The sequence below is a fragment of the Peptoniphilus lacrimalis DSM 7455 genome, assembly GCF_000378725.1.
Lineage (GTDB): Bacteria > Bacillota > Clostridia > Tissierellales > Peptoniphilaceae > Peptoniphilus_A > Peptoniphilus_A lacrimalis.
The window spans coordinates 78,931-105,729 of the sequence record NZ_KB900371.1; the positions used below are offsets into that span (position 1 = coordinate 78,931).

The window sequence follows — 26,799 nt, forward strand, 5'->3', positions numbered from 1 at the left end:
AATCACTCCACAAACTTTAACAACTTAAAATAGCCGTATTTTTCTGAGGCTGTATTTGCAGTTGCCTCTTCCTTTGACATTGACTTCTTAATTTCATCATTTCTCAAATTATTTTCTGTGCCATTAACTTGAAAAACTTCATCCAAACCTTCGGTATCAATATTCTTAATTTTTTCTACCAATTCCATGTTTTCTTTAAAATTTTTTTCAAAGCCTTTTAATTCTTCTTCAGTAAAAGCAATTTGTGCAATATCAGCAATATGCTTTATTTCATCTCTAGTCATGTCCACCTCCAAGAATTTTATTCAATTCTTCTTCATTTAAAATTTCTACAGATAATTCCCTAGCTTTATCATATTTAGAACCAGGATTTTCACCTACAATTAAAAAGTCCGTATTTTTTGAAACGCTTGAGCTAACCTTGGCTCCGTTATTAATAAGTTCTTCTTCTAATTCTTTTCTCTTACGAGATAGGCTTCCTGTTATAACAACAGTTTTACCTTCAAATTTTAAATCTTTATTTAAATTTTCTTCATAAACTACCTTAATTCCATAGGAAAATAGTTTTTGTAGACCGTCTTTTATATGGTCATCTGCAAAGAAATTAATAATTTCTTTTGCAGTTATAGGACCTATATCTCCAACTTCTATCAAATCATCAAAACTTGCCTTGGAAAATGCCATGAAATTTTTATAATGCTTAGCCAAATCCCTTGCAGTTTTAATTCCCACATTAGCTATACCTATGGCATAAATAAAGTTTGAAAGAAAAGGATTTTTTGAATTTTCTATAGCTTCTAACAAATTCTTAGTCTTCTTTTCTTTAAATCCCTCAAGCTTTATTATATCATCATATTTTAAATTATAAATATCTGGAATTTCTTTTAAGCCTAATTCGTCCATAAATTTCTCTATAGTTTTTTCACTAAAACCGTTAATGTTCATAGCATCTCTTGATGCAAAATGAACAAGTCTTGATACCAACTGTGGTCTACAAGATAAAGTATTTGGACAAAAGATGTGAACACCATCTTGAAATAAATGAGCACCACAAGCTGGACAAACTTCTGGTCTTTTAATAGCAAAAGTTTTTTCATCACTTGGCAAAACCCCTAAAATTTCAGGAATAACATCATTTGACCTTCTTATTAAAATATTAGAATTAAGCCTTAATTTTTTTCTGTTTATATCATCAAAATTATTTAATGTTGCTCTTTTTATTGTAACTCCATCAATCTCTACAGGTTCTATTATAGCAGATGGTGTTACTTTTGATGACCTTCCCACATTCCAAACAACTTCAAGCAACTTGGACTCTGCAATTTCAGCCTCAAACTTATAAGCTATAGACCATCTGGGAAATTTTTGTGTGAAAGATAAAATCTCCCTTGTCCTAAAATCATTAATTTTTATAGTAACTCCATCAATTTGTATGGGTAAATCCTTCCTGATGTCAGCTATATAATTTATCTTTTCTTGAACATCTTTGAAAGATTTTACCTTGTAATTGTATTTAGAAACTAAAAATCCCTGACTCTTTAAAAATTCTTTCATTTCTACATCGTCTTTAAAATTTTTACCTTCTATATAATTTACATTATAAAAATATGCAGTTAAATTTCTAGCCTTAGTTTCTTTAGGATCTAAATTTCTCAAAGCACCAGCCGCAGCATTTCTTGCATTTTTTAACTTTTCACTAGCTTTTTTATTATATTCTTCCAGAGATTTTAAAGGCATAAGACCTTCTCCTTGAATTTCCACAAGTCCTTTATAATCTATGGAAAGAGGTATTGAATTTATAGTTTTTACTTGGCTAGTTATAACCTCTCCTATCAAACCATTACCTCTGGTGGTTGCCATTTTTAAATATCCATCTTCATAGGTTAAATTAATTGTTAAACCATCAAATTTAAGCTCCAAAATAAGCTCCATTTCACTAAGCTTATCTTCATGACTTTCATTATAATTTTCTATGAAATTTTTATTTTTTTCAATCCAGTCCCTAAGTTCAGCAAAACTTTGTGCCTTATTCATAGAGTATAGGGGATTTAAGTGCTTATGTTTTTGAAAGCTTTTTAATATTTGTCCACCAACCCTTGTTGTAGGAGAATCTGCTAAAACTATATTCTCCTCTTTTTCCAAGTTCACAAGTTCATCATACATTCTGTCATAAACTTTATCATCAATAAGAGATTTATCTAAGGTGTAATAATAATATCCATATCTATTAAGTTCTTTAACGAGCTTTTGCATTTTTTCAGATGCTTGCATCAATCTATCACCTCTATAGGAGCTACTGATAAAAGTAATTTTTTTAATCCCTTATTTTCAAATGAAACTACAACTTCTATATCTCCATTTTTTTCTTTTTTCTGAACTATCATACCTTGACCGAAAATTTTATGTTTGACTTTATCACCTACATTTACACTCTTTATGCTTTTATTAGGTGTTTGAACTTTTTTATATGTTGTAATTCTTTCATCTATTTTCCCACTGTAGTCTATAACATCAATGAGCCTTTGATTTTTTTCTTCAACGATTTCTATGGTGTCTTGCATTTCATTTATGAATCTGGATTTTATTTTAGGAGTCATCTTCCCATAAAGATATCTAGTTTTTGAAGATGATATAAACAATAAATCTTCAGCTCTTGTAATAGCAACATAGCAAAGTCTTCTCTCTTCTTCTATGTCTTCATCCTCATCTTGTCTAATAATAGGGAAAAGTCCTTCTTCCATGCCAACCAAAAAAACTATTTTAAATTCCAAACCCTTAGCAGCGTGAACTGTCATAAGATTAACTCCCTTGGCATCGCTTGTTTTATCAACATCAGTTAAAAGGCTCATGTTTGAAAGATAATCACTTAGGCTTGTTTCCTTATCATAGGACATAATATTTGAAATAAGTTCATCAATATTAGATATTTTAGTCCTTGCTTCAAGGGTGTTTTGATTTTTTAAATCCTCTACATACTGACTTTCATCTACAACAAGCTCAGCAAGCTCGCCAACATTTAGTGAATCTTTTCTTTCTATCAATAAATTTATCAGATTTGCAAAAGATTTTATATTTTTCTTTGCCCTTACGTTTAAATCTTCATAATTTTCAATATTTTTTATGACTTCAAACATAGACAAGTTATTGTTAATAGCATAATCTCTTATTTTTTCAATAGAAGAGTCGCCTATACCTCTTTTTGGTTTATTAATAATTCTTAAAAGTGCAATTTCATCAAGGGGATTATTAATAACTTTAAGATATGCCATAATATCCTTGACTTCTGCTCTATCATAAAACCTTAATCCACCAACAATTTTATAATTGATTCCTTCCCTTGACAAGGATTCTTCAAAACCTCTTGATTGGGCATTTGTCCTATATAAAATTGCCATATCTTCAAAAGAATATCCCTTATAATTTAGGCCAAGAATTTTATTTGTAACTGCAAATTCTTCCTCACTTGAAACAGAAAATTCCTTATAATAAACTTTTTCTCCACCTTGTCTTTTTGTCCAAAGACTTTTACTTAGCTCCTGTGGATTATTTTTTATTACAGAATTTGCAACATCTAAAATATTTTGTGTTGACCTGTAGTTTTGTTCCAACTTAATAATTTTTGCTCCAGGAAAATCTTTTTGAAAATTTAATATATTAGAAATATCTGCCCCTCTCCACTTGTAAATAGATTGGTCATTATCACCAACTACTGTTAGATTAGGAGCCTTCCCACAAAAAAGCTTAATTAATTTATATTGAATTGAATTTGTATCTTGATACTCATCTACAAAAATATATTTAAATTTGTTTTGATAAAATTCTCTAACATCTGGAAATTCTCTGAGAAGTTCTACTGTTTTTATAAGCAAGTCATCAAAATCCAAGGCATTATTTTCTTTGAGCTTATTTTGATAAAACTCATAAATCTTTCCTGCATTAAAATTAAATATATCTTCTTTATTCCCATCTAAGACTTCAGAAGGAGTCAATTCTTCATTTTTCCAAGAAGAAATTTTTGATAAAATTGTCCTTGAATTATATATTTCCTTATTTATGTTTAATTCTTTGTAGCTTTCTTTTATAATAGTATTTTGATCGGCTCTGTCATAAATATTATAATTTGAACCATAACCGAGATTTTCTATATTTTTTCTTAATATTCTTACACATATAGCATGAAAAGTTCCAATCCACATTGGAGAAACATCTTCATCAATAAGCATTGCTACTCTTTCTCGCATCTCTCTTGCTGCCTTATTTGTAAAGGTGATGGCTAAAATTCTCCATGAAGGAACCTCATTTTCAATTAAATAAGCAATCTTACTTGTAACAACTTTTGTTTTTCCGCTGCCAGCTCCAGCAAGAATCAATAGAGGTCCTTCATTGTATAATAAAGCTTCTTTTTGCTTGTCATTTAAACTGTCAATATCCATTACTTTTCACCTCTATTAATTATATCCCTTATGACATAAGACGTTAATATAAAACCACACACCGGTGGAACAAATGATATAGAACCTGGAGTCCTATTTTGAGTTTTTTGAGGAATTTCCTCAGAGTAAACAACAGGCACTTTTTTAATATTTCTATCTTTAAGTTCTCTTCTCATAATTCTTGCAATAGGATCAATTTTAGTTTTTTCTATGTATGAAACTTTAAACTTAGTTGGATCATACTTATTGCCTGTACCCATTGCTGATATTACCTTTATATTTTCTTTTCTAGCTTTTTCTATTATCAAAATTTTTGATGCGATAGTATCTATTGCATCAATAATATAGGAATAGTCAGAAAAATTTATTTTATCTTCATTTTCTTTATTAAAATCAAAGGGATATTTTACAATCTCAATATCCCTAATTGATTTTATCCTATCATAAGTTACATCAACTTTATTTTTACCAAGGCTTTCTTTTGTAGCATAAAGTTGTCTATTTAGATTAGACTCCTCATACATATCCTTATCACATATGCCGATCTTACCGATTCCAGCCCTCACAAGACTTTCGCAAGCAGCACATCCTACCCCACCTAAGCCAAAAACCAAAACTGATGAATTATTAATTTTCTCTAATTCTTTATCAGATAAAATTAACCTACTTCTGTCAAAAAATCCCATTTTGACACCTTAATTCTTTAAACTTATATCTATTAAATTTTGTCCTTCTATCCTACACGTTCCCTCAAGTATGTCACCAATTTGATGAGTAATCTCACTGTCAACAACTATAGATTTTGGAAGGATAAAATCATTACTATCTATTTCTATAATGTCAAGGGTTAAATACTTAACTGTTCCTCCATCAACAATTTTTGTAACTTTACCCTTAAATTTAACTCTTTCCTTTATAACTTCCTTAAATTTATCTTCCTCTTGTTTTAAACTTTCATCAGAAAATACATTATTATTAATGTTATTGTCAGAATTTACATTTTGATTTTCAATATTATTACCTGTTTCTTTTGCTTTAACTTTGTTATCCTTTGCTTTATCATTATTTTCTAAAGGTTTGATATTATTTTTCTTTAAATATTCTCTAGACTTATAAGTTATTACAGCCATTTCAGACCTTCTTATAAATTTTGAACCGTTAAAATAACCATCAGACCCATCCTTAGAAAAAATTCCTGTTTCAATCAAAGCTGGCAAAACTTCTTTAACATTTGAGGGAATCTTATCCTTGTCTTTATATGTTAAATTATTTTTCTTCTTAACAGAGCTTACAGATAGGCTTCTAGCAAAAAGCAAGGCAACTGTATTTCTTGATGGATATTTTTCCCCATTAAGTAAACCTTTATTATATGCAGATTTTAAGGATAGTTCTGTTATAACTCCCTTATCTAGGCAGTAACTAACACAATCCCTTGCCCAATCAACAATCTTATATTCATTTAAAATATTCTTATATTTTTCCCTATAATTTCTAATATCTTCATTGCTAGGATTATTTATACTTTTTAAGATTTGTAAGGTTTCCAAAAAAGAAACAGCCTTATTGGGTTTAAATGTCCCATCAGGAAAGCCACTAAAAATATTTTCTTCGCTTAATTTATATATATACTCATATGCCCAAGATACTTTTCCAACCTTACTAACATCTTTAAAATCTTTTGCAAAAGAATTAAAAGGACTTAACATTAAAATAGCAGCTAAGGCTACAGATTTTTTTATTTTCATACTATCACTCCAAAAAATATTATAACATATGGTCAAATTATAAAAAATACTAAGCTTTGTATATAATTTTTTAGATTTATCTTTATATAATTTATTTTATCTATAGTTTCAATATAGAAAATATACAATAAAAAACATGACCTGAAAATTCAAGTCATGTTTAGCTATTATTAAAAATTTTAGTCAAAATATATCAAACTTTATCTATGGTAAATTGAATAATCATAGTAACCATATCCATTGGAATATCTTGAAAAATCATACCTATTTCTATAGGTATCATCTGTTCTAGCTTCACCACTATAATGTGTATTGAATGAAGTGTATTCTATTATCGGTTGTCCATTAGAATTTATATAGCCAGATATATCTAAAATATCATACAATGATAAACTTCTATCAATTATACCTCTAATGTCATAAGTTTGACCTAATATTACATTTCTATTATCTGAATTAATTACCTTAACTTTTACATCATATTGACTATAGTTAAAAGGATTTGATGCAGAATTAAAGGAAATTACTTGTGCCCTTGCACTAAATTGATTATTTTTGTCAGTTCTAATAATTTTTGTTACCCTTCCAGAGGAATCAAGAACTAAACTTACACTTAAACCTCTGTAATCATAATCGCTCATTTGAGGATTAGTTGCACTGCCACTATTATTTTCAAATTTAAAATTATAGGCTAAATCATAAGATTTTTCATTACCGCTGGAATCTTTAATTTTTAAATAACCTCTGTTAAAATAAGAACCTGAATCAAAATAACTTATTGTCCCTGAGATATTTCCTACATTTGATGATAAATCAATCGCAACTTTATAATTGACATTTATCGTAACACTATCATCTTTTCTTATATCCAACAAACTATTTGAACTTGAACTTGTTAAATAGAAAGTATAATCTTTATTATCATTTAACTTTAATTTTATATATCCATCTGTTCTACTTGCCTTTATTTCAGTAACCTTACCTCTAACATCAGCATTTTTAGGAAATACATTAATTTCTGTAATCTTATTATTAGAATCAGTCTTAAATTCTACTAAATCATCAGCAGCAATCTTATCAAAATCAATCTTATTTCCATATGCAGTAATTTTAACATCACTTGCTAAGTCAAAAATCTTTGTGTCGGCAGTAGAAATTTTGCCAGTAGTTCTAAAATCAATACTTGAAGAATTATCTCTATATCTAATAGTTAATTGTTTATTTCCCTTAGAATTTACATAACCAATCATGTTTGATGAACTTGAAGTTATATCAATAACCTTAGCAAGACCTAATTTATCATTATCATTAGTTTTTTCATATTCAACTTTTACAGTTTGACCACTTTGTAGATCTTCAAACTTTGCAGCTTTTCCTTGAATTTTATAAGATGTAGCTTGATTTAATTCAAAAGAATATTTTGATGAATCTTTTTCGATTATCAAGACATTGACATTGTTAAGTTTAGAAGCTAGAACTACCTTACCAGTCATTGACTCAGTTTTTACGCTAATAGGATTTCTCTTTACAAATTCAAAACCCTTTTGTGTAATAATAGCAGCTTCTGCTCTTTTTATAGCCCTATTTCCATCAAAATTCCCATCAGATCCAGTTGAAGAAAATATTCCTTCCTTTACTAAAGAAGCTAAATAGCCTTTCACATTATCAGATATTTTATTCTTATCTTTGTGTTTCAAATAAGATTCATCGCCCTTAGAAGAAAGTTTTAATCCTCTTGCGAAAAATGCCGCAATATCAGCCCTGTTTGGATATTTATTAGAATTATCAAAAAATCCCTTGCTAGCAGCATCTTTAAATTCTGCTTCTGAAATAATATCTTTATAAAGAGAAAGTGTTAGAGCTTTCTTAGCCCATGATACTTTGCTATTTTCATCTACAAACTTACCAAATTTCTTATCAGCTTCCTTAATTTCATCTTCACTAGGATTTACAACTTGAATAAGAAGTTGTAAAACTTCAGGAAGTGATACCGGTGTTTCTGGTTTAAAAGTTCCATCAGGATAACCAGAAATAACATCATTATTACTCAATACATCTATGGCATCATATGCCCAGGAATAACTACCAACCTTTTTAACATCACTAAAAGATTTAGCATAAACGCTAGTGCTTAATAAAGTAACGGCACTTAATCCCACAGCTAATGCCTTCTTTAATTTAATATTTGTCATAATTACCTCCTTTAATGACTTATAACAATTATAACACGTTAATATAATTATTTGTATTACATTTTTATAACAAGCGTATTATAATATTAAATAAATAAAGATGTTAATTTATATAATTTTTGATATAATTTAAAAAAGGAGTGATTCTATGCGTTATTTACCCGTTAGCTTAGATACAAGAGATAAAAATATTCTTGTACTAGGTGGAGGATATATGGCTTATTCAGCTATAAAAACCCTAGCAAAAACAGAAGCTACAATATATGTTATAGCTGATATAATTAATGATGACATTAAAAAACTTGCAGATAATTATGAAGAAGGTCGTTTCAAACTCAAGGAAGAAGAATTAACAGAAAATTTTGTATTTATGGGTTATGACTACGTAATCATAGCAACAGAAAATTTCCAAATCAATCAAGCGATGGAAAAACGTGCCATAGATAGAAAGATGATTTATCAAAGATGTGATATACTTTCCTCTTCAACCATTGTCCTTTCCAAAGTTTTGGAACATGGTTCAATTAGTGTAGGAGTTTCTAATTCAAAACTAAATCCAGTCGTTACAGATAAAGTTTATAGTGAAATTGAAAAATTATTAGATACTTATTCTTTAGACAAGCTAAATATACTAAATTCAATTAGAAGTGAACTCATAAGAAAAAACACAAAAGATATTGATGACATAATCGAAGGGCTTTACAAGGAAGACGATAAAACTTTAGATACTTTATATAAGAATATTAAAGATTTCAAAATAGATGATAAAAAATCAATAGATGAAATTTTAAATGCTATAAAGACAAATACCGATATAAAACTAACTAAAGAAGATATCAATAAAGAAGAAGCCATAGAAGAAAATATAAAAGAATTTAAAGAATTTAAAGAATTAAGCGAAGATAAAGAAAATAATTAGAGGTGATTTTATGCTTGGAAGCACAAGTAATATAGAAGGAAAAGTTTTCTCAGAAGAAAAATTTGAAGTTTTTAAAAAAATACTAAGTGCCGGTGAAAAAATTGATAAACATAAGCACCCCGATTATTCAGTTATATTTACAGTAGTAGAAGGAAAAATGAAAGTAATTCTTGGTGATGATGAAGAGCACATCTTAAAACCAGGAAAAATTTTAAAATTTGATGGTGAAAATTATATCCAAGCTTTAGCTTTAGAAAACAGCCAAATATTTGTAATACTTATAAAAAAATAAAGACTCAATTATAGGCTCCTAATTTGGGATTTACTTCCTTAATATTTAATCGGCATGAAGGTTTGATCTTGATGCCGATTTTTAATATAATACTATAAAAGGCTATGAGCATTTAAACTCATAGCCTTTCCTCTTACCTCTCAAAGACTCTCTAAATCAGTTTTCTATAGTAACTAATTCCATTAGCCTCTATTGTTTTTTTTATCTTTTATCATTTTTAGTATGTAATCCTTTACTACTCTTTTATTAAAAATAAATAAGCAAATCAGAAGAACACCAACGGAAACAAAGCCACTTTGATGTGCCTTCCATCTATTATAATAATAAATAAGCCCTAACAAAAATGATACATCAACAATAATTGTTATTATTGCCCAGACAATTATCATTTGCCTTTCTTCTTTTTTATTCATTAAATCACCAACCTTTTAAATTTTAACATAAAAAAACCACAGTTACAAATTGTAACTGCGGTCTTGTTTTTTAAAGATTTCTTAATTTCTTAAGTATTATTTTTTGTTCAACACTAGCTACAAGTCTTCTTGTATATTCAACTGTATCAGGATTTACAGATATTGATGTTATTCCGCATTCTACTAAAAATTCACAAAGTTCAGGATATTGGCTAGGTCCTTGTCCACATATTGAGCAAGTTATTCCTTCTGCATTTGCAGCTTCAATTAAAATTTTAAGGGCTCTTTTTACTGCTTCGTTTCTTTCATCAAAATAACCCATATTATTTAAAACTCCACTATCTCTATCTGCTCCCATGGTTAATTGAGTTAAGTCATTTGAACCGATTGAGAATCCGTCAACTAATCTTGCAAATTCTCTTGCTTGCATTACTACTGATGGAACTTCTGCCATAATCCAAATCTTGAAGTTTTTAGATTGTTTTAAGCCTTCATCAGCCATAATATCTTTTACAACTACAAGTTCTTCAGGTGTTCTAACAAAAGGTAGCATTGCGATTACATTTGTTAGTCCATATTCTTCACGAACTTTTTTCATAGCTCTACATTCTAGTCTGAAACCTTCTTCATAATCAGGAGAAATATACCTTGATACGCCTCTCCAACCGATCATAGGATTTTGTTCAATTGGTTCTACTTCGTCTCCACCTTTTAGACCTCTAAATTCATTAGTTCTGAAGTCACTCATTCTAACGACTACATTTTTTGGATAAAGGGCTTGAGCTACTTTTGCAATTCCTTCTGCAAGTTTTTCTATCATAAAGTCCCCTTGTCCTGTCTTTGCAAGATACATTGGGTGAGCTCCTATTGCATTTGTAAAAATAAATTCAGTTCTCATAAGACCTATACCGTCTAGTGGTAAATCTTTATATCTATCAATTAAACTCGGTTCTCCAAGATTCATATAAATTTTTGTAGCAGTAACAGGAGCAAATATGTTTCTTAATTCGTCAATGTTACCAATGCTTGCACCATTCTTACCGGAATTTTCTTCTTTTTTTGATTCTTTAAGAACATTTCCTTGATATACAATTCCTCTAGTAGCATCTACAGTAACTGTATCTCCATTTTTCAAAACCTTTGTTGCTTCTTTTGAGCCTACTATACATGGAATTTGAAGTTCTCTTGAAACTATTGCAGCGTGACAAGTTCTTCCACCTTCATCAGTTACAACACCAGCTGCTTTTCTCATCGCTGGAACCATATCAGGATTTGTCATACCTGTAACTAATATATCTCCATCTTCTACAAGGTTAATTTCTGAAACGTCTTTAATTAGTTTAACTTTTCCACGTCCTATTCCTGGGCTTGCAGCAAGTCCCTTAACTAAAGTTACTAATTTTTCTTCTTCCATTTCTTCATTTTCCTCTCTATTTTCATTATTTTCTTTTAAAGTTGTTATAGGTCTTGATTGTAAGAAATAAAATTCTTTTGTATCTTTATCAAATCCCCATTCTGTATCTTGAACTGAACCGTAATGAGCTTCTACTTTCTTGCCCATTTCTACAAGTTTTTCTAATTCTTTTTCGTTTAAACATTCTTTATTTACAGCATCTTTTCCTAAATAGTCTGAAACTTTAACAACTTCAGTTCCTACTCCATGAGATTTTTTAACTACCATAGATTCTTTTGCTGCAATATTTTTTTCTAAAATTTTTCCGGATTTTTTGTCTATAACATATTCATCAGGAGTAACAGTTCCTGAAACTACAGCTTCACCTAAACCATAGCTTGCATTAATCATCATTTGATTTGTATCGCTTGTAACTGGGTTTGCTGTGAACATAACACCTGATTTTTCTGAATTAACCATTTTTTGAACAACAACACTTAATGCAACATTGAAATGGTTATAATTTTGTTTTTCCCTATAATAGATTGCTCTTGAAGTCCATAAAGATGCAAAGCAATCTCTGATATGTTTCAATAACTCTTCCTCACCTGAAATGTGAAGGTAAGTATCTTGTTGACCTGCAAAAGATGCATCTGGTAAATCTTCTGCTGTTGCTGAAGATCTAACTGCAACTTCAGGATCCTTAACGTTTAATTTTTTTGAGAATTCTTCATATGCAGAAATAATTTCTTTTTTTAATTCTGGATAAAATTCTCCTTCTTTTATTTTCTTTTGTATTTCTTTTGATACATAAGTTAATTTGTCAGTATCTTCAACGTCAAGAGATTCCATCAAAAGTCTTACAACTTCGTCAAGACCTGCATAATCAATAAATTTTAAGTAAGCTTGGGCTGTAACACAAAATCCTGGTGGAACTGGTAATTTTGATTTAGTAAGTTCTCCTAAATTTGCTCCCTTTCCTCCAACAATTCCTACATTTTCCTTAGAAATTTCGTCAAACCATTTAATATAATTATACTTAGACATTTAAATCCTCCTTTTATTACTATTAATATTATAGCACAAATATTAATTATGTTATACTATTTTTTTAAAAAATTTTTAAAAAAATAAGCCCTAATAAATAGGGCAAAATTATTTCTTTAAATTTTTTATGAGTTCTGCTATGGATAAAGTTGAAATATCTTCATTAGGAATATTTAATAAATCTGCAAATTCATAAATTTCTTTTTCGCTAGGACCTTCTATTTCTGCATAAGGGTATGGATAAGTTTCTTTATCCCAAGTGTCTAAATCAATTTTAAAATCTTTATACTTATATTTTCTCCTATATTTTTTCCCGTAGTAGAATTTATCATAACCTAATAATTTAAAGATATTTTTAAGTTCCTCAACATCATCAAAAGTTATGGTATGCTCGATATTATCTCTTACGTTTATATCTGAAAGATTTTCTTTAAAGGTTAGGTAATTTATTTTTTTCCCATCTTTTTGGCTAACTCTAATCCTCAAATATCCTACTTTTTTATAAATCTTATGACCTGTAGAATTTATTCTAATATTTTCTTGGTGTTCTTCTCCTAAATATTGTGCGCCAAGTTTAATCAATTTATTTTCTAATTCTTTTAAATCTAAATTTAAAATTTTTAATTCTATTTCTCTTTCCATGACCTAATCCTTTCTAGCTTAAAATCTAAAAAATCACTTGCTATGAATTTATAAGAAACATTGTCTAATTCTCCTTCATAACGATACTTATGACCCTGTCCATGCAAATGTCCGTAAAGACAAAGCTTAACATTATAATCAGTTAAAAGATTTGTAAAATCACTGGCACTATGGTCTTGGTTAAACGGCGGATAGTGAATTAAAGCAATAATTTTTTTATTCTTTGCCTGTTCTAATGATATTTTTAATCTGTTCACTTCTCTATTATATATCTTTTCATCCTCTTGTGTAAATTCTAAAGAATCTTTTGATATCCAACCTCTACAACCGCAAATTGAAATATCTTCATATTCATAAGTATTATTATATAAAAATTTTATAGTCTTAAAGCCTAAATTATTCATTTTATTTAGTGAAGACCACCAATAATCATGGTTTCCCTTTGAAATTATTTTTTTTCCGGGCAGGGAATCTATTACATTTAAATCATCAACTGCATCTTTTAGTTTTAAAGCCCAGGAGATATCACCCGGCAAAAGTACCAAATCATCATCTCTAACCTTTTCTTTCCAATCAGAAATTATCTTTTTATCGTGGTCTTTCCAATTATCTCCAAAAACATCCATGGGCTTTTCTTTTGAAAAATCAAAATGCAGATCTGCTATTGCATATATCATTTTCACCTCAAATTTATTAAATTATAATCGACATTCATTTTATTTAACATATTAATTTCTCTCTTATTAGATGTGAAAATTATAAGCTGTTTATAATCCCTTAGATAATCAAGTGCCATCTCTAATCTTGTATCATCATAATTGGCAAAGTGGTCATCTAAAATTATGGGGAGATTATCTGTAAATAATATTTGAATTAATGAAAGTCTAAAGGCAAAATAAAGCTGGTCTATAGTACCTCTGCTCAAATTTTCTATACTCACATACTTTTCATTTTCATCATCATATAAAGAAATATTGTAATTATCATCAATAATTATTTTCTTGTATTTTTCTTTTGTAATCCGTCCTAAAATTTCCTCAATTTTACTCTTTAATCTCGGAAGCATTTTATTTCTATTTTCTAAGAGTAAATCTTTAAGCCTTTGGTAGGCAAGCTCAGTATAAGCCCTTTTAAATTCAACCTTTTCGAGTTCTTTTATTAAATAATCTTTCTCTTCTTCTAAATCTTTAAGTTTATTTACTGAGGTTTCCAACAAATTAATCTGTCCTTTTAGTGTAGAAATTTTTAATTTTCTGCTATCTATTATAGAATTTATTTCTTTGATAGATAGATCTGTTTGTGTTATTTCTTCAGACTTTATATTTTCGATTTTTGTTTTCTCGTAAAGATCTTTTTTTAATGCTAAAGATTTTTCCAGATCAAAAATATTGTTGTTTTCGTATTTATCCTTTAATTCCCTAAGCGAAGTGACTTCATATTTTTCAAAAATAATGTTTAACTTATTTTCTAAATCTTCTATTTCTTTATTAAGCTTATCTCTTTTTTCAATTATATCCTTAGATTTTTCTTTTCTATACTCGTTAATTGCTCTATTCTTGTCATTTTCATTGACTTTTTCTTTTAGAAAATTGTAAAGCTCATCAATATCCTTTTTATGGTATTTATCAGTCAATTGATTGAAAAGTCTATCAAAATTTTTCTTCTTAGCAGTTTTTTGAATGGATAAATTTTTAAGAGCTTCCATTCTAACCTTAAGCCTTTCTACAAGTTCCTTATTTACCCTAAATTTTACTAACCTTAAATAGGTATAGATAGAAATAAAAACTATGGAAATAAATAAGGGGTATAGGTGAAATTTTATGGATAGATAAATTACAAGAAAGGATATTAAAATGGAAAATAAGCTCATAAATAGATAAAAGTTTCTCTTTTTTTCAGAATTTCTGATATCTACTGATAAAAATTCCATTTCTTTTGAATAATTCACGCTATTAAGCTCAGAAATTTTCTCCTTATAGGACTTTAAATCTTCAAAATCCCTTTCCATATCTTCATCTATTTGAAAAACTTCATAATTAGCATGTAAAATCTCGTCTATCTGCAAATAATCTTTTTTAATCTCTCTATTTAACCCTACAGATTGTTGAAAATCATTAATACTTACAGCCTTGGCTTTCTCGTTTATAATTTTTTCTTCTATAGATTTAATTTGTCTTTGTAAGTCCTTGTTATCTCTAATATTAGCAGCAAGTAAATTTTTTTTATCAGCTTCAAGAGCTGATTCTTCTTTTTTTAAAATCTCTAAGCCCTTAAAATATTCTATTCTTTTATCATCTAGTTCTAATTCTTCTTTATTAATCTCTTCAAGCCTTTTACTAATTGAACCAATCTTAGTCTTTGTTCTGGTCGGCTTTCCATAAGAATCTAAATCCTCTTCAAGCTTTTCAAGAGCATAATGATAATTTATTTTCTCATCATTAGAAGTGATAAAATTTGAAATTTTTTCTTTCAATAGCTTGCTGGCTTTCTCATCTATTATGCTTTCCAACTGTCTGATATAAAAAGTTGAATGAAATAAATGCCTATTCATATTAAAAAAATAAAGCCCCGGCTCTTCTATTCTCGAATATTTTTTAAAAATTGCTAAATTAGAAATATTAGTGCCCTTAGTTAAATTTAAAACTTCAATGCTATTATTTGAAAAATCTCTACTTATTCTGTACTTATCATCTTTTATAAGTTCTATATAACCCTTATAATCACTACCTTGCCAAGGTTTATATTTTTCGTATAATTCATCAGTTCTTTTTGCCTTTAAGCTGTCTTTTGAAAATCCATAAAAAATTCCATCAATAAAGGCATGGCTTGTGGATTTACCTCCTTCATTTTCTGCAAAAATAATATTTATTCCTTGTCTTAAATCAATTTCTTTTCCCTTGAATTTTCCAAAAGCACCTAAATAAATTTTATCTAAAAGCATCTGATTCCTCCATTAAATACTTGATGCCAATTTTCATAGCCTCTTTTTCTAAGTCATTATCCAAGTCAAAGGATGAAATAAACTGTCCAAGAATATTATTCTCGTTTTCTCTTGAAATAGTTTCAATATCAATTGCTGGCTTAATGTTATTTTCTATTTCTATATAAAATCCATCAAGAGATGATTTTAAATAATCTAGTAGATAATCAATATCTCCATAATTACCGTCTAATCTTATTCTAAATAAATCCTTGTCATTAAGTTGATTTTGTATAGAAGAAAAAATATCCAAAACAGATGAATCTTCCCTAACATTAATATCTAAAGTTCTGAAAGCTTTTATCTGAGTCTTTACAAACTTCAACTCATTTTTTAAAAAGTCAACAAAAATAAAACCATGGTCCCCATCCTCCTTAAAAGATAAAGGCTCAAGAGAACCGCTATAATAGGTATTATCATAAACTTTACCGCCCTTATGAATATGACCCATGGCAACATAGTCAAAATTTTCGGCATAAGATTTATCAATTTTTAAAAAATTTCCCTCATCTACTATTCCATGAATTAGAAGAATATTAGTATAATCTTTTCTGATGTCAGCTTGTGGCAAAGAAATATTAAAATATTCCTTATCATAAGAAATCCCAAAAATTCTAGTTTTTAAATCATCTAAATCAAAATAAGAAAATTTATTAGAGAAAATATGAACATTTGCAGGAATTTTTACATTGTTGTACAAGGAATTAGCATCTAAAAAATCATGATTCCCACAAACTATAAAAACAGGAATTTTTATATCCTCTAAAATAGATAAAAGTCTTTTCATAGAAGATAAGGTAAAATACTCCCTTTCAAATAAATCACCAGCTATTAAAAAAATATCTATATTTTCATTCTTGACAAAAGTACAAACTTTAGAAAAATTTTCCCATTGGTCAAAAGAAATTTTTTCAACAATATCTATTGGTAAATCTCCCTTATATATCTTGTTAAAATGCACATCTGCTAGATGTATAATCTTCATATAATCACCAATAATATTATATCATATGTAAATAATTGCTTTTTAAAAATTATTATCAATTCATGTATTTATATGTAAAAATTAGTAAAGACTTTTATAAGTTGTAGATTTCTTAAAAACTATTATATTAAAAGAAAACCCCTCAATCCTTATTATGGATTTTGGGGTTTTGTTCACAAGAAATTTTTATCAATTTGCTTAATAAAGTATATTAAAATTTTTTATAAAATTAGCTTTTGTAAAGTTTTAAATTCTTCTGTCCCTGCTATTCCTGCAAGGTCAAATAAGATTGTTTCTGTATTTGTAACTACTGCTCCCATTTGATCTAAATTTTTTAAAGCATTTAAATGATTTTCTTCTTTTCTTGAACCAAGAGCATCCATGGGTAAAAATACTTGGTATCCTCTACCAAGTAAAGACCTCACTGTTTGATAAACACAAATATGGCTTTCTATTCCACAAACTATAATTTGCTTTTTTCCTACTGAATCTATGGCTTCTTTTATTTCTTTGTCACCGTAACAATCGAATGATAATTTTCCATATTCTTTAGAGTCTTTTAAATGTTTTTTTAAAACTTCTTCATTAGAGCCTAGACCTTTTGGATATTGGGCTGTTAAAATTGTTGGCATATTTAAAATTTCACTAACTTTTGCTAAAATAACTGAATTTTTTAGTACATTTTCGTTGTTATGAATTGCCTTTAATATTTTTCCCTGTAAATCTACAAATAAAAATAAGCAATCATCCCTATTTAATTTAAAATTTTTCATTTTTCCCCCTACATTTCTTCCACTTTTACTTCATTCATTATTTTTTTAATTTCACTCATTTGAACTTGTGAAAACTTCATATAATTTTCGCAAATTGAAGATGCCATTGCAAGTTTTATTGTGGTTTCGATATTATAATCCCTATCCAAACCTACAGCAAAACCTGCTAACATTAGAGTTTTATTATAAGCTTTAAAATCAGATATTTTTTCAAGATATACTCTATAATTTTTATCTTTTGTTGAAACAACAGTTGCTCTATTTGAATTTACTACAACTATACCGACTCCCTTATCTATTAATTTTTTAGAAAAAGCTGGCACATCTCCAGTGTAGTTTACTTTTTCATCTTTAAGTGCATCCTTTTTATCTAATATTAATAGATAGGGTTTTGAATCTTTAATATCTTCTAGCTTGGAAGGATTCACAAGTACGTGCACATTTTCCTTATAACATATTTTTATAAGACTTTCGTATAGATCATCATTAAGAGATTCATGATCAATTAAAGAAATGGCAACGGCTTTTTTGCCTTTGATTTGCTTTGCAAATTCTTCTTGAATATCAGCCTTATCTTCCATAGTAATCCTTGGAGCTTTGCTTGTGAATATTGTCTTGTTATCATCTGCTTGGAAGATTAATTTTTCAATGTTATCATCTTTTAATTTTATAGATTCGGTTTCAATATATAGATTTCTTAAATCTCTTTCTATGAGTTCACCAATTGCAGTACCTTTTAACATCAAAACCTTTGAATCTTGAAACAATTTTTTTGAAAAAACTGCCATATCTATGCCATAACCTGAGGCATAAAATCTATTTGATTCTATTAAATTTTCTTCACCTTGGTTAATTTTATCAACTTTATATTTTCTAATAAGTTTAGGGTTGAAATCACAATATAATATCATTTAATGCACCTCATTTTATATTTTCTAATTTCTGCAAAATATCTGCTTTCAAATCGTTAATTTTTTTATCTCCTATGTTTTTATCCTTATCTTTTGTATAGATATATAATTTTATCTTAGGTTCGGTTCCCGATGGTCTTAGAGAAAACCATGACTTATCATTTAAAATAAATTTTAAAACATTTGAAGAACCTACATCTTTATATCCATTAATAAAATCAATTTTTTCCTTACATCTGATGCCGCCAAATTCAGAAATATTTTCATTTCTAAATTTATCCATCATCCTTTTTATTCTTTCAGCTCCCTTTTGACCTTCTAGAACAATTGAGGTTAAAAATTCACTAACATATCCATATTCTTTAAAAATTTCTTGCAGTTTATCATATAGGCTTATACTATTTTTCTTATAAAAAGCTGCCATTTCTGCTACTAACATTGCAATTTGAACACCATCTTTATCTCTAACAAAATCAGTTACTACATATCCTATTGATTCTTCATAGCCAAAGACAAATTTATATTCATCAGTTTTTTCCCAAATATTAGCATAATTACATATATTTTTAAAACCTGTCAGAGATTCAAAACATTTTATATTGTAAGCTTTACCAATATCTTCAATTAAATCTGATGAAACTATGGATCTAACCATTGCCCCATTTTGTGGAAGAATATTTTTTGATTTTAAGCCTTTTAATATATAATCAACTAATAGATATGAAAGTTCGTTACCTGAAAATCCATAATAATCAGCTTTTTCCCTTCTGCCCAAAACTCTTAGCCTGTCGCTATCAGGATCTGTTGCAATAATAATATCTGCATCAACTTTATTTGCATATTTTTTCCCTATATCAAAAACTTCAATAAATTCCGGATTTGGAAAAGAAACAGTTTTAAAATCTGGGTCTGGATTTTCTTGCTCCTTGACCACAGTAACATTTTTAAATCCTCTCTCTTTTAAAATATGCCTTACAGGTATATTCCCACAACCATTTAATGGTGTATAAATGATTTTTATATCTTTATCAATATCTTCTCCCTCATAAATTTTTAGATCAAGGACTTTTTTGTAATAGCTCTCATCAAATTCTTTATCAACTTGACAGATAAGACCTTTTTTTAAAGCTTCATTATAGTCAAGCCTTTCGATATCAGTGTAATCAATTTTTTCTATTTCTTGTAAAATTTCATCTGCCTCATCTGTTAAGATTTGAGAACCCTTTGGCCCATAAACTTTGTATCCATTATAAACTTTTGGATTATGAGAAGCAGTTACCATAACTCCTGCAGCAGTTTTTAAGTATCTTACTGCATAGGCAAGCATAGGTGTTGGTCTTATACTATCAAATACATATGTCTTAATACCAAGATTTGCAAAAATTTCAGCAGAGATTCTTTCAAATTCTTCAGATTTGTGACGCACATCTCTTGCTATTACAATCCCTTTTTCCTTTAAATTTTTCTTAAGTATAACTTGACCTATTGCAAAAGCTGTTTTTGAAACAGTATAAATATTCATTCTGTTGGTTCCTGCACCAATAATTCCTCTCAAACCAGCCGTTCCAAATTCAAGACTTTTATAAAATCTATCTTTGATTTCTTCTTCATCTTTTATAGCTCTTAGTTCTTCTTTAGTTTTATCATCAGTAAAAGAAGAGTTTAGCCATCTATTATACTCATCTAAATAATTCATAAGTCCTCCTTGCAAATATCAAAAAATTTAGCTCCTATTAAATTTGCAACATCTTTTGGATTAATCTTAACTTGCAATCCAACTTTTCCACCGCTCACAAAAAAGTAATCCAAATCTTTTGCTGATGAATCTATAAATGTTGGAAATTCTTTTTTCATTCCTATGGGTGAACAGCCCCCATGAATATATCCTGTAAGAGGTAAAAGCTCTTTTTGATGAATCATTTCAATCTTTTTTTCTCCACTTGCCTTAGCTGCTTTTTTTAAATCTAATTCGCTTATAGAAGGAACAACAAAAACATAATAATTTTTATCTTTAGACACAGTAACTAAGGTTTTAAAGACACATCTGGCATCTTCCCCCGTTTTTTTAGCAACATCAAGCCCACTAATGCCACCATCAGTATTATATTCAATTAAATCATAAGTTAATTTATTAGAATCTAATATTCTAGCTACATTTGTTTTTTTCATAACTACCTCGCAATATTTATATTAAGTCTAACTTATTGCAGTATTTTTTCTGTAATATGTTAGTTTCTAAATTTTATACAATAAAAATAGTATAGATTTTTCTTAATAAATCTATACCTATATTTTAACATATTTAACTTGTTTAATTAATGTTTCCTTTTGAGCAAAATAACAATTATTAAAATTATTACACCTAAGATAACAATAGAACCACCAGGTTTTAAACCACAGTAAAAGGAAATAAAAAGACCTCCTATTGTAAAAATAACGCCAAAAACTGCTGATAATACAGTTGTTTTAAAATATCCATAATTAAACTGTAATGCCGATGCGACTGGCAAAACCATTAAAGATGAAATTATTAATACACCAACAGTCCTTGAAGAAATAGAAATTGTTAGAGCAATTAAGAACATAAAAATTCTATTTATTCTCTCAACCTTAACTCCACTTAGCCTTGCAGAGGTTTCATCAAAAGAAATATACATTAAATCTTTATACAGATAAGAAAAAATCAAAAATACAACTAATGAAGAACCAATAATCATATAAAACTCAAAACTTGAAATTGTAATTATTGAACCGAAAAGAAAAGATTCAAAATTAGCTGCTGTATTTATAAAGCCTGAAATTAAAGATGCAAGGCCAACTCCAAGGGACATGACAATTGCAGTAGAAATTTCTCCATATCCTGGGAAATTTTTTCTAATAAATTCCATGAAAAAAGTTGCTATTATGCAAGTTATCATAGCTCCAATAATAGGCTGAGTTCCTGCTAATATACCAATCATTACCCCAGCTAAAGAAACATGGGATAAGGCATCTCCTATAACTGAAATTTTTTTATTTACTAATACAATTCCCATCAACGGTATAACTATGGAGATTATAAAACCAACAATTAGTGCCTTAATCATATATGAATAATGAAAAATTTCCACTATTTCACCTCTTCAATCTTCTTATCTTTAATCAAATAAATTCTATTTGCCAAATGTTTAACTTCTGAAAGTTCATGAGTTACCATTAAAATACTTATATTATGAAAATTATTAAAATGCTCTAAAAGATCAAAAAGTGCTAATTTAGATTTATAGTCAATGCCAGCAGTAGGTTCATCTAATATTAAAAAAGATGGAGAATTTACTATAGCTTTAGCAATTAGAACTCTCTGCCTTTGCCCACCTGAAAGTTCTTTATATAAATTGTTTTCATAATCGCTCATTCCGACAATTTCTAGGGCATTTCTTACAGATTTTTTGTCTTTTTCACTTAATTTCTTAAAGCCTTTAACTTTATGATATAAAGATAAGGATACGAGCTCAAAAACTGTAATTGGAAAATTCAAATTATTACCAACAATAAGTTGAGGAACATATCCTATCTGATAAGAGTTATTTAAAAGGGGAAAAATAATTTCTCCCCTATAAGCCTTTATTTCATTTAAAATAACCTTTAAAAGGGTGGACTTGCCTGCCCCATTGTCACCAATTAAAAGCGCAAAATCCCCCTTTTTAATTTCTAAATTAATATTTTCTAAAATATTTTCACTTTGATATTTAAAATATAGATTTTTGATTTGCAAAATCTTATCTGTCAACTTAAAACCTCTTCTAAGATTTTTAAATTATTTTCCATAATTGAAAAATAATCTTCGCCCTTATCCATTTGTTCTTGAGTCAAAGTTTCCACAGGAGAAAGAACTTTTATTTGTGCACCTGTTTCGGCTTTAATTGTATCGGCGATTTTTGTTGAAGTCATTTCTTCAACACAAATATATTTTATATTATTTTTCTTGATATAGTCAATTATTTGTGCCATAGTTTGTGCATCTGGTTCATCTTCGTTAGAAATATTTTTTATAGGAACTTGACTTAAGCCATAATCCCCACATAAATAACCAAAAGCTTGGTGAGAAACTACCATAACTCTATTAGGTAAAACTGATATTTTTTGGCTGTATTCTTTATCTAGATCATCACACATTTTTGCATATTTATCAAAGTTTTTTTGATAATAAGACGCATTATCTGGGTCAATTTCAGATAATTTATTCTTAATATTTTCCATTTCAATTTTTGCATTCTTAATTGAAAGCCAAGTATGAGGATCATAAATACCGTGATGATGTTCTTCTTCATGAGATGAATGATTTTCCTTAGCTTCATGATTGTGATTATTTTCATTTTCATGATTGTGGTTATTTTCATTTTCATGATTGTGGTTATGGTCTGCATCATCACTATTTTGACAACAGTCATGGTCATGGTCGTGGTCATGAGTAGCTTTAATTAAATCAACACCTTCGCTTGCTTGGCAAGTTTTTAAATCAGGATTAGATTCTATAATTTTATCAGTAAAAGATTCAAGGCCTGCCCCATTGTAAATAAAAAGATCTGCCTTAGATAAATTTTTAATATCATCGCTTGATGGTTCATAATGGTGAGGTTCTTCTCCAGGTTTAGTCAACATAGATAAATTAATTTTATCTCCACCTATTTTTTTTGTAAAATCATATATGGGATAAACAGACGCATAAACATTTAATTTACCATTACTTTCTTCATTTTTTGCTTCATTATTTGCGGCTGGTTTAGAACATGCTGTAAATAAAAGAGCAAGTAATATTACAAATATTTTTTTCATTTTTCCTCCTTTATTGCGAATAGTTCGTATTCGCAACATTTATTATAACAAATCTTTTTCAAAATACAAGGGTTTTGAAAAATAATTTTTTTATATTATAATATAATAAATAAATGATAAGGTGAGCATATGAATGAATATAAAAAGTTATTAAAAAACCATGGATTAATTGTAACAAAAGGGCGAACTCACGCATTAGAAATACTGAAAAATTCAGGAGTTCCCTTAAACGTTGAAGAAGTATTTCAAAAAGTTGATAGAAAACTTGTCCCCAACTTTACATCCCTATATAGAATTTTGAATCAGTTATTTGAAGCGGGACTTTTGAATAAGACAATTCACCAAGATGGAATTAATTATTATGAGTTCAAAAGTCCACACCACAAACATTTTATTGTTTGTAAAATTTGTGGCACTATTTCAGAAATTAAGCACTGCCCAATGGAAACATTTGAAAAAGAAGTTTCAGAGGAAACAGGATTCACAGTAGAAGGACACACTGTAGAGCTTCAAGGCATCTGCCCCAAATGTCAAAAAGATACCAATAAAATTTAATAGCTGATATATTTTTATTATTTACAAAAAATGCCAAATTTTTATATTTGGTATTTTTTAATTAGCCTATATATTATATTTCAAATCCTCTTAAAAATTTTCTGCAATTTTAGTTTTTTAATTATATAATCTTTATAATAAAATTTTTTCACATCAAAATCTATTTTTGGCTTTATACATTTCAAAATTTTTTATTGGGTATATTTATGGTGAGGTGATTTTGTGAGACTAAATAAGGATGATGAAGTTGTTTACGAAAGAGTTTTTACTGAAAAAGATTTAAAAGACTATGCAACAATTGCAAACTTTTGGGGCAAGCATCACGAAATTCCTAATGACAAGGGCGAATATCTTTTGCAGGGACTTCTGACTGCAAGTCTTACTAATAAAATTGGTGGTGACTATGATATTTTAATGTACAAAATGGAGTTTGATTTCTTGAAAAAAGCCTACACAGGAAGAAAATTGAAGTGCGTGAATGTTGTTGATAGCCTTATCAATAAGGGTGGCAAAAATTTCATTGACATAATATCAGATGTCTATGATGAAAATGGCGACCACCTCCTTCATGGTTTTTTAAGGGGCATTTTGCTTGACTAATTTAATAAAAATTTTTAGACCAGACAAAAAAATATATATATACACAAAAAAGAAGAGCGTAAGCCCTTCTTTTTAAAATATTTTAAATTAGAATTTATAAATTTACTTTTAATGTTTAATTTATATCAGCATCTTCCTTTTTTTCTTCAGCTGAATTTTCATCACTTGAATGAATTTCTTCACTTTCTTTTTTGTCTTCAAATTCATCAGGTGAATAATCTTTTAGGATTGACATAAATTCTTCACCTGTTATAGTTTCTTTTCTCAACAAAAATTCTGCTATCGCTGATAAAGCCTTTATATTATCTTGAAGAATTTTTCTAGCCTTAGCATGGGCTTCTTCAATTAATTTATTTACAGCCTTATCTATTTCGTATTGAGTTTGTTGTGAACAGCTTAAGGATGCATCTGCTCCTAAATATGGATTATTTATTTCTTCCAAAGCTACAAAACCAAAGTCATCATCCATTCCATATCTTGTTATCATAGCTTTTGCAATTTTTGTTGCTTGTTCTATATCATTTGAGGCTCCTGAAGTTTGTGTTTTGAAAATTATTTCTTCAGCGCTACGTCCACCTGTTAAAGTTACAATTTTATTAAAAGCTTCTTCTTTTGAAAGTAGAACTTTTTCTTCTTCATCTACCTGCATTGTGTAACCTAAGGCTCCTGATGTTCTAGGAATTATTGTTATTTTATGAACAGGAGCACTTTTCTTTTGCTTTGCAGCAACAAGTGCGTGTCCAACTTCATGATAAGCTATAATTCTTTTTTCGCTGGCAGAAATCATGGTATTTTTTCTTTCATAACCAGCTAGAACAACTTCCACTGATTCTTCCAAATCTCTTTGGCTCATCTTATCTCTGCCTTCTCTTACGGCTCTAAGGGCAGCTTCATTTACCATATTTGCAAGATCAGCTCCACTTGCTCCTGCTGTGGAACGTCCAACTTGACCATAATCTATATCTTCGTCTTTTTTAATTTTTTCTGCGTGCACTTTTAATATGGCAATTCTTCCTGCTAAGTCTGGAAGTTCTACAGGTATTCTTCTGTCAAATCTTCCTGGTCTTAAAAGAGCAGGATCAAGAGAATCAGGCCTATTTGTAGCCGCAAGTATTACTACACCTTTTTTGGCATCAAAGCCATCCATTTCAGATAAAAGTTGATTTAAAGTTTGTTCTCTTTCATCATTCCCAGAAAAACCAGCTCCATCTCTCTTCTTACCTATTGTATCAATTTCATCTATAAAAATTATACAGGGTGCTTTTTCTTCAGCTTGTTTAAATAAATCTCTAACTTTTGCTGCTCCTAAACCAACAAACATCTCCACAAATTCAGAACCTGAAATTGAAAAAAATGGAACTTCTGCTTCAGATGCAACTGCTTTTGCAAGAAGTGTCTTTCCTGTTCCTGGAGGCCCTACAAGTAATGCTCCTTTGGGAAGTTTTGCACCAATTTCTGTATATTTTTTTGGCTTGTGAAGAAAATCAACTATTTCCCTTAAGGCTTCCTTAGCTTCTTCTTGACCAGCAACATTAGAAAATTTTATTCCTTGCGTTGACTCTACATAAATTTTTGCCCCACTTTTGCCAAAATTCATCGGTCCAATTCCGCCTACATCTCCCATTTTTTTGAAAATAAATTTTGAAAAAATAAACCAAAGTAATCCAATAAAAAATAGGGTTGATAATAATGACAATAAAAGTTGCATTATGGGATTTATTTCTTTAGGATAAATTTGCGAACTTTTTACGTTGTGTGCTATTAATCTATCAACAAGTGATGGGTCAAAAAATACGCTAGTTTCATATTTTTCAGTCTTTCCATCTTTTTTTACTACTTCAAAAGCAATAGTTTTATCTCTAACTTCTACCGTCTTTACTTTTCCCTCATTGACCATATTTACAAAACTAACATAGTCTGATTGTTTTATATCCATCCCTCTATTGATTTTGGGAATGGTAAAGTATGAAATAGTAAAAACTAAGAAGATTGCCAATATATAATATAATGCATTGGGGTCTTTATTCTTTTTCTTGTTATTGAATTTATTATTATCTTTAGAAGACAAATTCATGCTCCTCTCTTTCTTACAATTAAATTTATT

General features: G+C 28.8%; 24 protein-coding genes. 4 read left to right on the forward strand and 20 right to left on the reverse strand.

The annotated features are described in order from the left end of the window. Window positions 1-2: 2 nt before the first annotated feature. From gatC to F594_RS0105345, 6 genes are all read right to left on the reverse strand, one after another. A complete protein-coding gene (gene gatC / locus F594_RS0105320) occupies window positions 3-284 on the reverse strand; it encodes an Asp-tRNA(Asn)/Glu-tRNA(Gln) amidotransferase subunit GatC (RefSeq protein WP_004825351.1) in 282 nt (93 codons plus the stop codon). Continuing rightward, window positions 277-2,271 (reverse strand): NAD-dependent DNA ligase LigA, encoded by a 1,995-nt coding sequence (gene ligA / locus F594_RS0105325; protein WP_019034810.1) that lies wholly within the window; start codon window positions 2,269-2,271, stop codon window positions 277-279. Before ligA ends, gatC begins: the two co-directional genes overlap by 8 nt. Next, window positions 2,271-4,433 carry an ATP-dependent helicase gene (locus F594_RS0105330; protein ID WP_019034811.1) on the reverse strand — a complete coding sequence of 721 codons (2,163 nt, stop codon included), beginning with the start codon at window positions 4,431-4,433 and terminating at the stop codon, window positions 2,271-2,273. Before F594_RS0105330 ends, ligA begins: the two co-directional genes overlap by 1 nt. Further along, the gene (locus F594_RS0105335; protein WP_019034812.1) at window positions 4,433-5,119 is read right to left on the reverse strand and encodes a tRNA threonylcarbamoyladenosine dehydratase; all 687 of its coding nucleotides are present in this window, start codon (window positions 5,117-5,119) and stop codon (window positions 4,433-4,435) included. Before F594_RS0105335 ends, F594_RS0105330 begins: the two co-directional genes overlap by 1 nt. A gap of 9 nt (window positions 5,120-5,128) precedes the next feature. Beyond that, on the reverse strand, window positions 5,129-6,178 hold the full coding sequence (locus tag F594_RS0105340) for an S-layer homology domain-containing protein (RefSeq protein ID WP_019034813.1): 1,050 nt from the start codon (window positions 6,176-6,178) through the stop codon (window positions 5,129-5,131). A gap of 200 nt (window positions 6,179-6,378) precedes the next feature. Continuing rightward, window positions 6,379-8,370 carry an S-layer homology domain-containing protein gene (locus tag F594_RS0105345; RefSeq protein WP_019034814.1) on the reverse strand — a complete coding sequence of 664 codons (1,992 nt, stop codon included), beginning with the start codon at window positions 8,368-8,370 and terminating at the stop codon, window positions 6,379-6,381. Window positions 8,371-8,518: 148 nt separating this feature from the next. Between F594_RS0105345 and F594_RS0105350 the strand changes: the two genes are divergently transcribed. Further along, window positions 8,519-9,289: a precorrin-2 dehydrogenase/sirohydrochlorin ferrochelatase family protein gene (locus F594_RS0105350; RefSeq protein WP_019034815.1), complete on the forward strand. Its 771-nt coding sequence runs from the start codon at window positions 8,519-8,521 to the stop codon at window positions 9,287-9,289. A 10-nt stretch (window positions 9,290-9,299) separates the two neighbouring features. Further along, window positions 9,300-9,581 (forward strand): cupin domain-containing protein, encoded by a 282-nt coding sequence (locus tag F594_RS0105355; protein WP_019034816.1) that lies wholly within the window; start codon window positions 9,300-9,302, stop codon window positions 9,579-9,581. Window positions 9,582-9,763: 182 nt separating this feature from the next. Here F594_RS0105355 and F594_RS0105360 read toward each other — a convergent pair whose 3' ends face one another. The 13 genes from F594_RS0105360 to F594_RS0105420 form a co-directional block, all read right to left on the reverse strand. Continuing rightward, window positions 9,764-9,994, reverse strand: a complete 231-nt coding sequence (locus tag F594_RS0105360; protein ID WP_009344757.1) for a hypothetical protein — start codon at window positions 9,992-9,994, stop codon at window positions 9,764-9,766. Between the two features lie 70 nt (window positions 9,995-10,064). Beyond that, the gene (gene ppsA / locus F594_RS0105365) at window positions 10,065-12,434 is read right to left on the reverse strand and encodes a phosphoenolpyruvate synthase (protein ID WP_019034817.1); all 2,370 of its coding nucleotides are present in this window, start codon (window positions 12,432-12,434) and stop codon (window positions 10,065-10,067) included. Window positions 12,435-12,542: 108 nt separating this feature from the next. Next, window positions 12,543-13,076 (reverse strand): class IV adenylate cyclase, encoded by a 534-nt coding sequence (locus F594_RS0105370; protein ID WP_019034818.1) that lies wholly within the window; start codon window positions 13,074-13,076, stop codon window positions 12,543-12,545. Next, complete coding sequence (locus F594_RS0105375) at window positions 13,061-13,753, reverse strand: metallophosphoesterase (protein ID WP_019034819.1); 693 nt, start codon at window positions 13,751-13,753, stop codon at window positions 13,061-13,063. The genes F594_RS0105370 and F594_RS0105375 overlap by 16 nt, the downstream gene beginning before the upstream one ends. A gap of 2 nt (window positions 13,754-13,755) precedes the next feature. Continuing rightward, window positions 13,756-16,017, reverse strand: coding sequence for an ATP-binding protein (locus F594_RS0105380; RefSeq protein ID WP_019034820.1), 2,262 nt, complete (start codon window positions 16,015-16,017; stop codon window positions 13,756-13,758). After that, the gene (locus F594_RS0105385) at window positions 16,004-17,041 is read right to left on the reverse strand and encodes a metallophosphoesterase family protein (RefSeq protein WP_019034821.1); all 1,038 of its coding nucleotides are present in this window, start codon (window positions 17,039-17,041) and stop codon (window positions 16,004-16,006) included. The genes F594_RS0105380 and F594_RS0105385 overlap by 14 nt, the downstream gene beginning before the upstream one ends. Window positions 17,042-17,262: 221 nt before the next feature. Beyond that, window positions 17,263-17,814, reverse strand: a complete 552-nt coding sequence (locus tag F594_RS0105390) for a hydrolase (RefSeq protein ID WP_019034822.1) — start codon at window positions 17,812-17,814, stop codon at window positions 17,263-17,265. Window positions 17,815-17,822: 8 nt separating this feature from the next. Continuing rightward, window positions 17,823-18,725, reverse strand: a complete 903-nt coding sequence (locus F594_RS0105395) for a PfkB family carbohydrate kinase (RefSeq protein WP_004825424.1) — start codon at window positions 18,723-18,725, stop codon at window positions 17,823-17,825. Between the two features lie 10 nt (window positions 18,726-18,735). Next, window positions 18,736-20,421: a phospho-sugar mutase gene (locus tag F594_RS0105400; RefSeq protein WP_019034823.1), complete on the reverse strand. Its 1,686-nt coding sequence runs from the start codon at window positions 20,419-20,421 to the stop codon at window positions 18,736-18,738. Next, entirely contained in the window at window positions 20,418-20,894 is a 477-nt protein-coding gene (gene ybaK, locus F594_RS0105405; RefSeq protein ID WP_004825454.1) for a Cys-tRNA(Pro) deacylase, read from the reverse strand. The genes F594_RS0105400 and ybaK overlap by 4 nt, the downstream gene beginning before the upstream one ends. Before the next feature lie 146 nt (window positions 20,895-21,040). Then, the gene (locus tag F594_RS0105410) at window positions 21,041-21,835 is read right to left on the reverse strand and encodes a metal ABC transporter permease (protein ID WP_009345606.1); all 795 of its coding nucleotides are present in this window, start codon (window positions 21,833-21,835) and stop codon (window positions 21,041-21,043) included. Next, a complete protein-coding gene (locus F594_RS0105415; RefSeq protein WP_019034824.1) occupies window positions 21,835-22,494 on the reverse strand; it encodes a metal ABC transporter ATP-binding protein in 660 nt (219 codons plus the stop codon). The genes F594_RS0105410 and F594_RS0105415 overlap by 1 nt, the downstream gene beginning before the upstream one ends. Beyond that, window positions 22,491-23,540: a metal ABC transporter substrate-binding protein gene (locus F594_RS0105420; protein ID WP_019034825.1), complete on the reverse strand. Its 1,050-nt coding sequence runs from the start codon at window positions 23,538-23,540 to the stop codon at window positions 22,491-22,493. Before F594_RS0105420 ends, F594_RS0105415 begins: the two co-directional genes overlap by 4 nt. Window positions 23,541-23,669: 129 nt before the next feature. On the opposite strand from F594_RS0105420, the gene F594_RS0105425 reads away from it, so the two are divergent. Both F594_RS0105425 and F594_RS0105430 read left to right on the forward strand, forming a co-directional pair. After that, window positions 23,670-24,095 carry a Fur family transcriptional regulator gene (locus F594_RS0105425; RefSeq protein ID WP_004825559.1) on the forward strand — a complete coding sequence of 142 codons (426 nt, stop codon included), beginning with the start codon at window positions 23,670-23,672 and terminating at the stop codon, window positions 24,093-24,095. Between the two features lie 222 nt (window positions 24,096-24,317). Next, complete coding sequence (locus tag F594_RS0105430) at window positions 24,318-24,695, forward strand: hypothetical protein (protein WP_019034826.1); 378 nt, start codon at window positions 24,318-24,320, stop codon at window positions 24,693-24,695. Window positions 24,696-24,810: 115 nt separating this feature from the next. On the opposite strand, the gene ftsH is transcribed toward F594_RS0105430, so the two are convergent. Beyond that, on the reverse strand, window positions 24,811-26,769 hold the full coding sequence (gene ftsH / locus F594_RS0105435; protein ID WP_019034827.1) for an ATP-dependent zinc metalloprotease FtsH: 1,959 nt from the start codon (window positions 26,767-26,769) through the stop codon (window positions 24,811-24,813). Window positions 26,770-26,799: the final 30 nt, after the last annotated feature.

Bases quoted from the DNA above. Each gene is read 5' to 3' on its own strand.
- gatC (WP_004825351.1), bottom strand. From the start codon at position 284: ATGACTAGAGATGAAATAAAGCATATTGCTGATATTGCACAAATTGCT.
- ligA (WP_019034810.1), bottom strand. From the start codon at position 2,271: ATGCAAGCATCTGAAAAAATGCAAAAGCTCGTTAAAGAACTTAATAGA.
- F594_RS0105330 (WP_019034811.1), bottom strand. From the start codon at position 4,433: ATGGATATTGACAGTTTAAATGACAAGCAAAAAGAAGCTTTATTATAC.
- F594_RS0105335 (WP_019034812.1), bottom strand. From the start codon at position 5,119: ATGGGATTTTTTGACAGAAGTAGGTTAATTTTATCTGATAAAGAATTA.
- F594_RS0105340 (WP_019034813.1), bottom strand. From the start codon at position 6,178: ATGAAAATAAAAAAATCTGTAGCCTTAGCTGCTATTTTAATGTTAAGT.
- F594_RS0105345 (WP_019034814.1), bottom strand. From the start codon at position 8,370: ATGACAAATATTAAATTAAAGAAGGCATTAGCTGTGGGATTAAGTGCC.
- F594_RS0105350 (WP_019034815.1), top strand. From the start codon at position 8,519: ATGCGTTATTTACCCGTTAGCTTAGATACAAGAGATAAAAATATTCTT.
- F594_RS0105355 (WP_019034816.1), top strand. From the start codon at position 9,300: ATGCTTGGAAGCACAAGTAATATAGAAGGAAAAGTTTTCTCAGAAGAA.
- F594_RS0105360 (WP_009344757.1), bottom strand. From the start codon at position 9,994: ATGAATAAAAAAGAAGAAAGGCAAATGATAATTGTCTGGGCAATAATA.
- ppsA (WP_019034817.1), bottom strand. From the start codon at position 12,434: ATGTCTAAGTATAATTATATTAAATGGTTTGACGAAATTTCTAAGGAA.
- F594_RS0105370 (WP_019034818.1), bottom strand. From the start codon at position 13,076: ATGGAAAGAGAAATAGAATTAAAAATTTTAAATTTAGATTTAAAAGAA.
- F594_RS0105375 (WP_019034819.1), bottom strand. From the start codon at position 13,753: ATGATATATGCAATAGCAGATCTGCATTTTGATTTTTCAAAAGAAAAG.
- F594_RS0105380 (WP_019034820.1), bottom strand. From the start codon at position 16,017: ATGCTTTTAGATAAAATTTATTTAGGTGCTTTTGGAAAATTCAAGGGA.
- F594_RS0105385 (WP_019034821.1), bottom strand. From the start codon at position 17,041: ATGAAGATTATACATCTAGCAGATGTGCATTTTAACAAGATATATAAG.
- F594_RS0105390 (WP_019034822.1), bottom strand. From the start codon at position 17,814: ATGAAAAATTTTAAATTAAATAGGGATGATTGCTTATTTTTATTTGTA.
- F594_RS0105395 (WP_004825424.1), bottom strand. From the start codon at position 18,725: ATGATATTATATTGTGATTTCAACCCTAAACTTATTAGAAAATATAAA.
- F594_RS0105400 (WP_019034823.1), bottom strand. From the start codon at position 20,421: ATGAATTATTTAGATGAGTATAATAGATGGCTAAACTCTTCTTTTACT.
- ybaK (WP_004825454.1), bottom strand. From the start codon at position 20,894: ATGAAAAAAACAAATGTAGCTAGAATATTAGATTCTAATAAATTAACT.
- F594_RS0105420 (WP_019034825.1), bottom strand. From the start codon at position 23,540: ATGAAAAAAATATTTGTAATATTACTTGCTCTTTTATTTACAGCATGT.
- F594_RS0105425 (WP_004825559.1), top strand. From the start codon at position 23,670: ATGAATGAATATAAAAAGTTATTAAAAAACCATGGATTAATTGTAACA.
- ftsH (WP_019034827.1), bottom strand. From the start codon at position 26,769: ATGAATTTGTCTTCTAAAGATAATAATAAATTCAATAACAAGAAAAAG.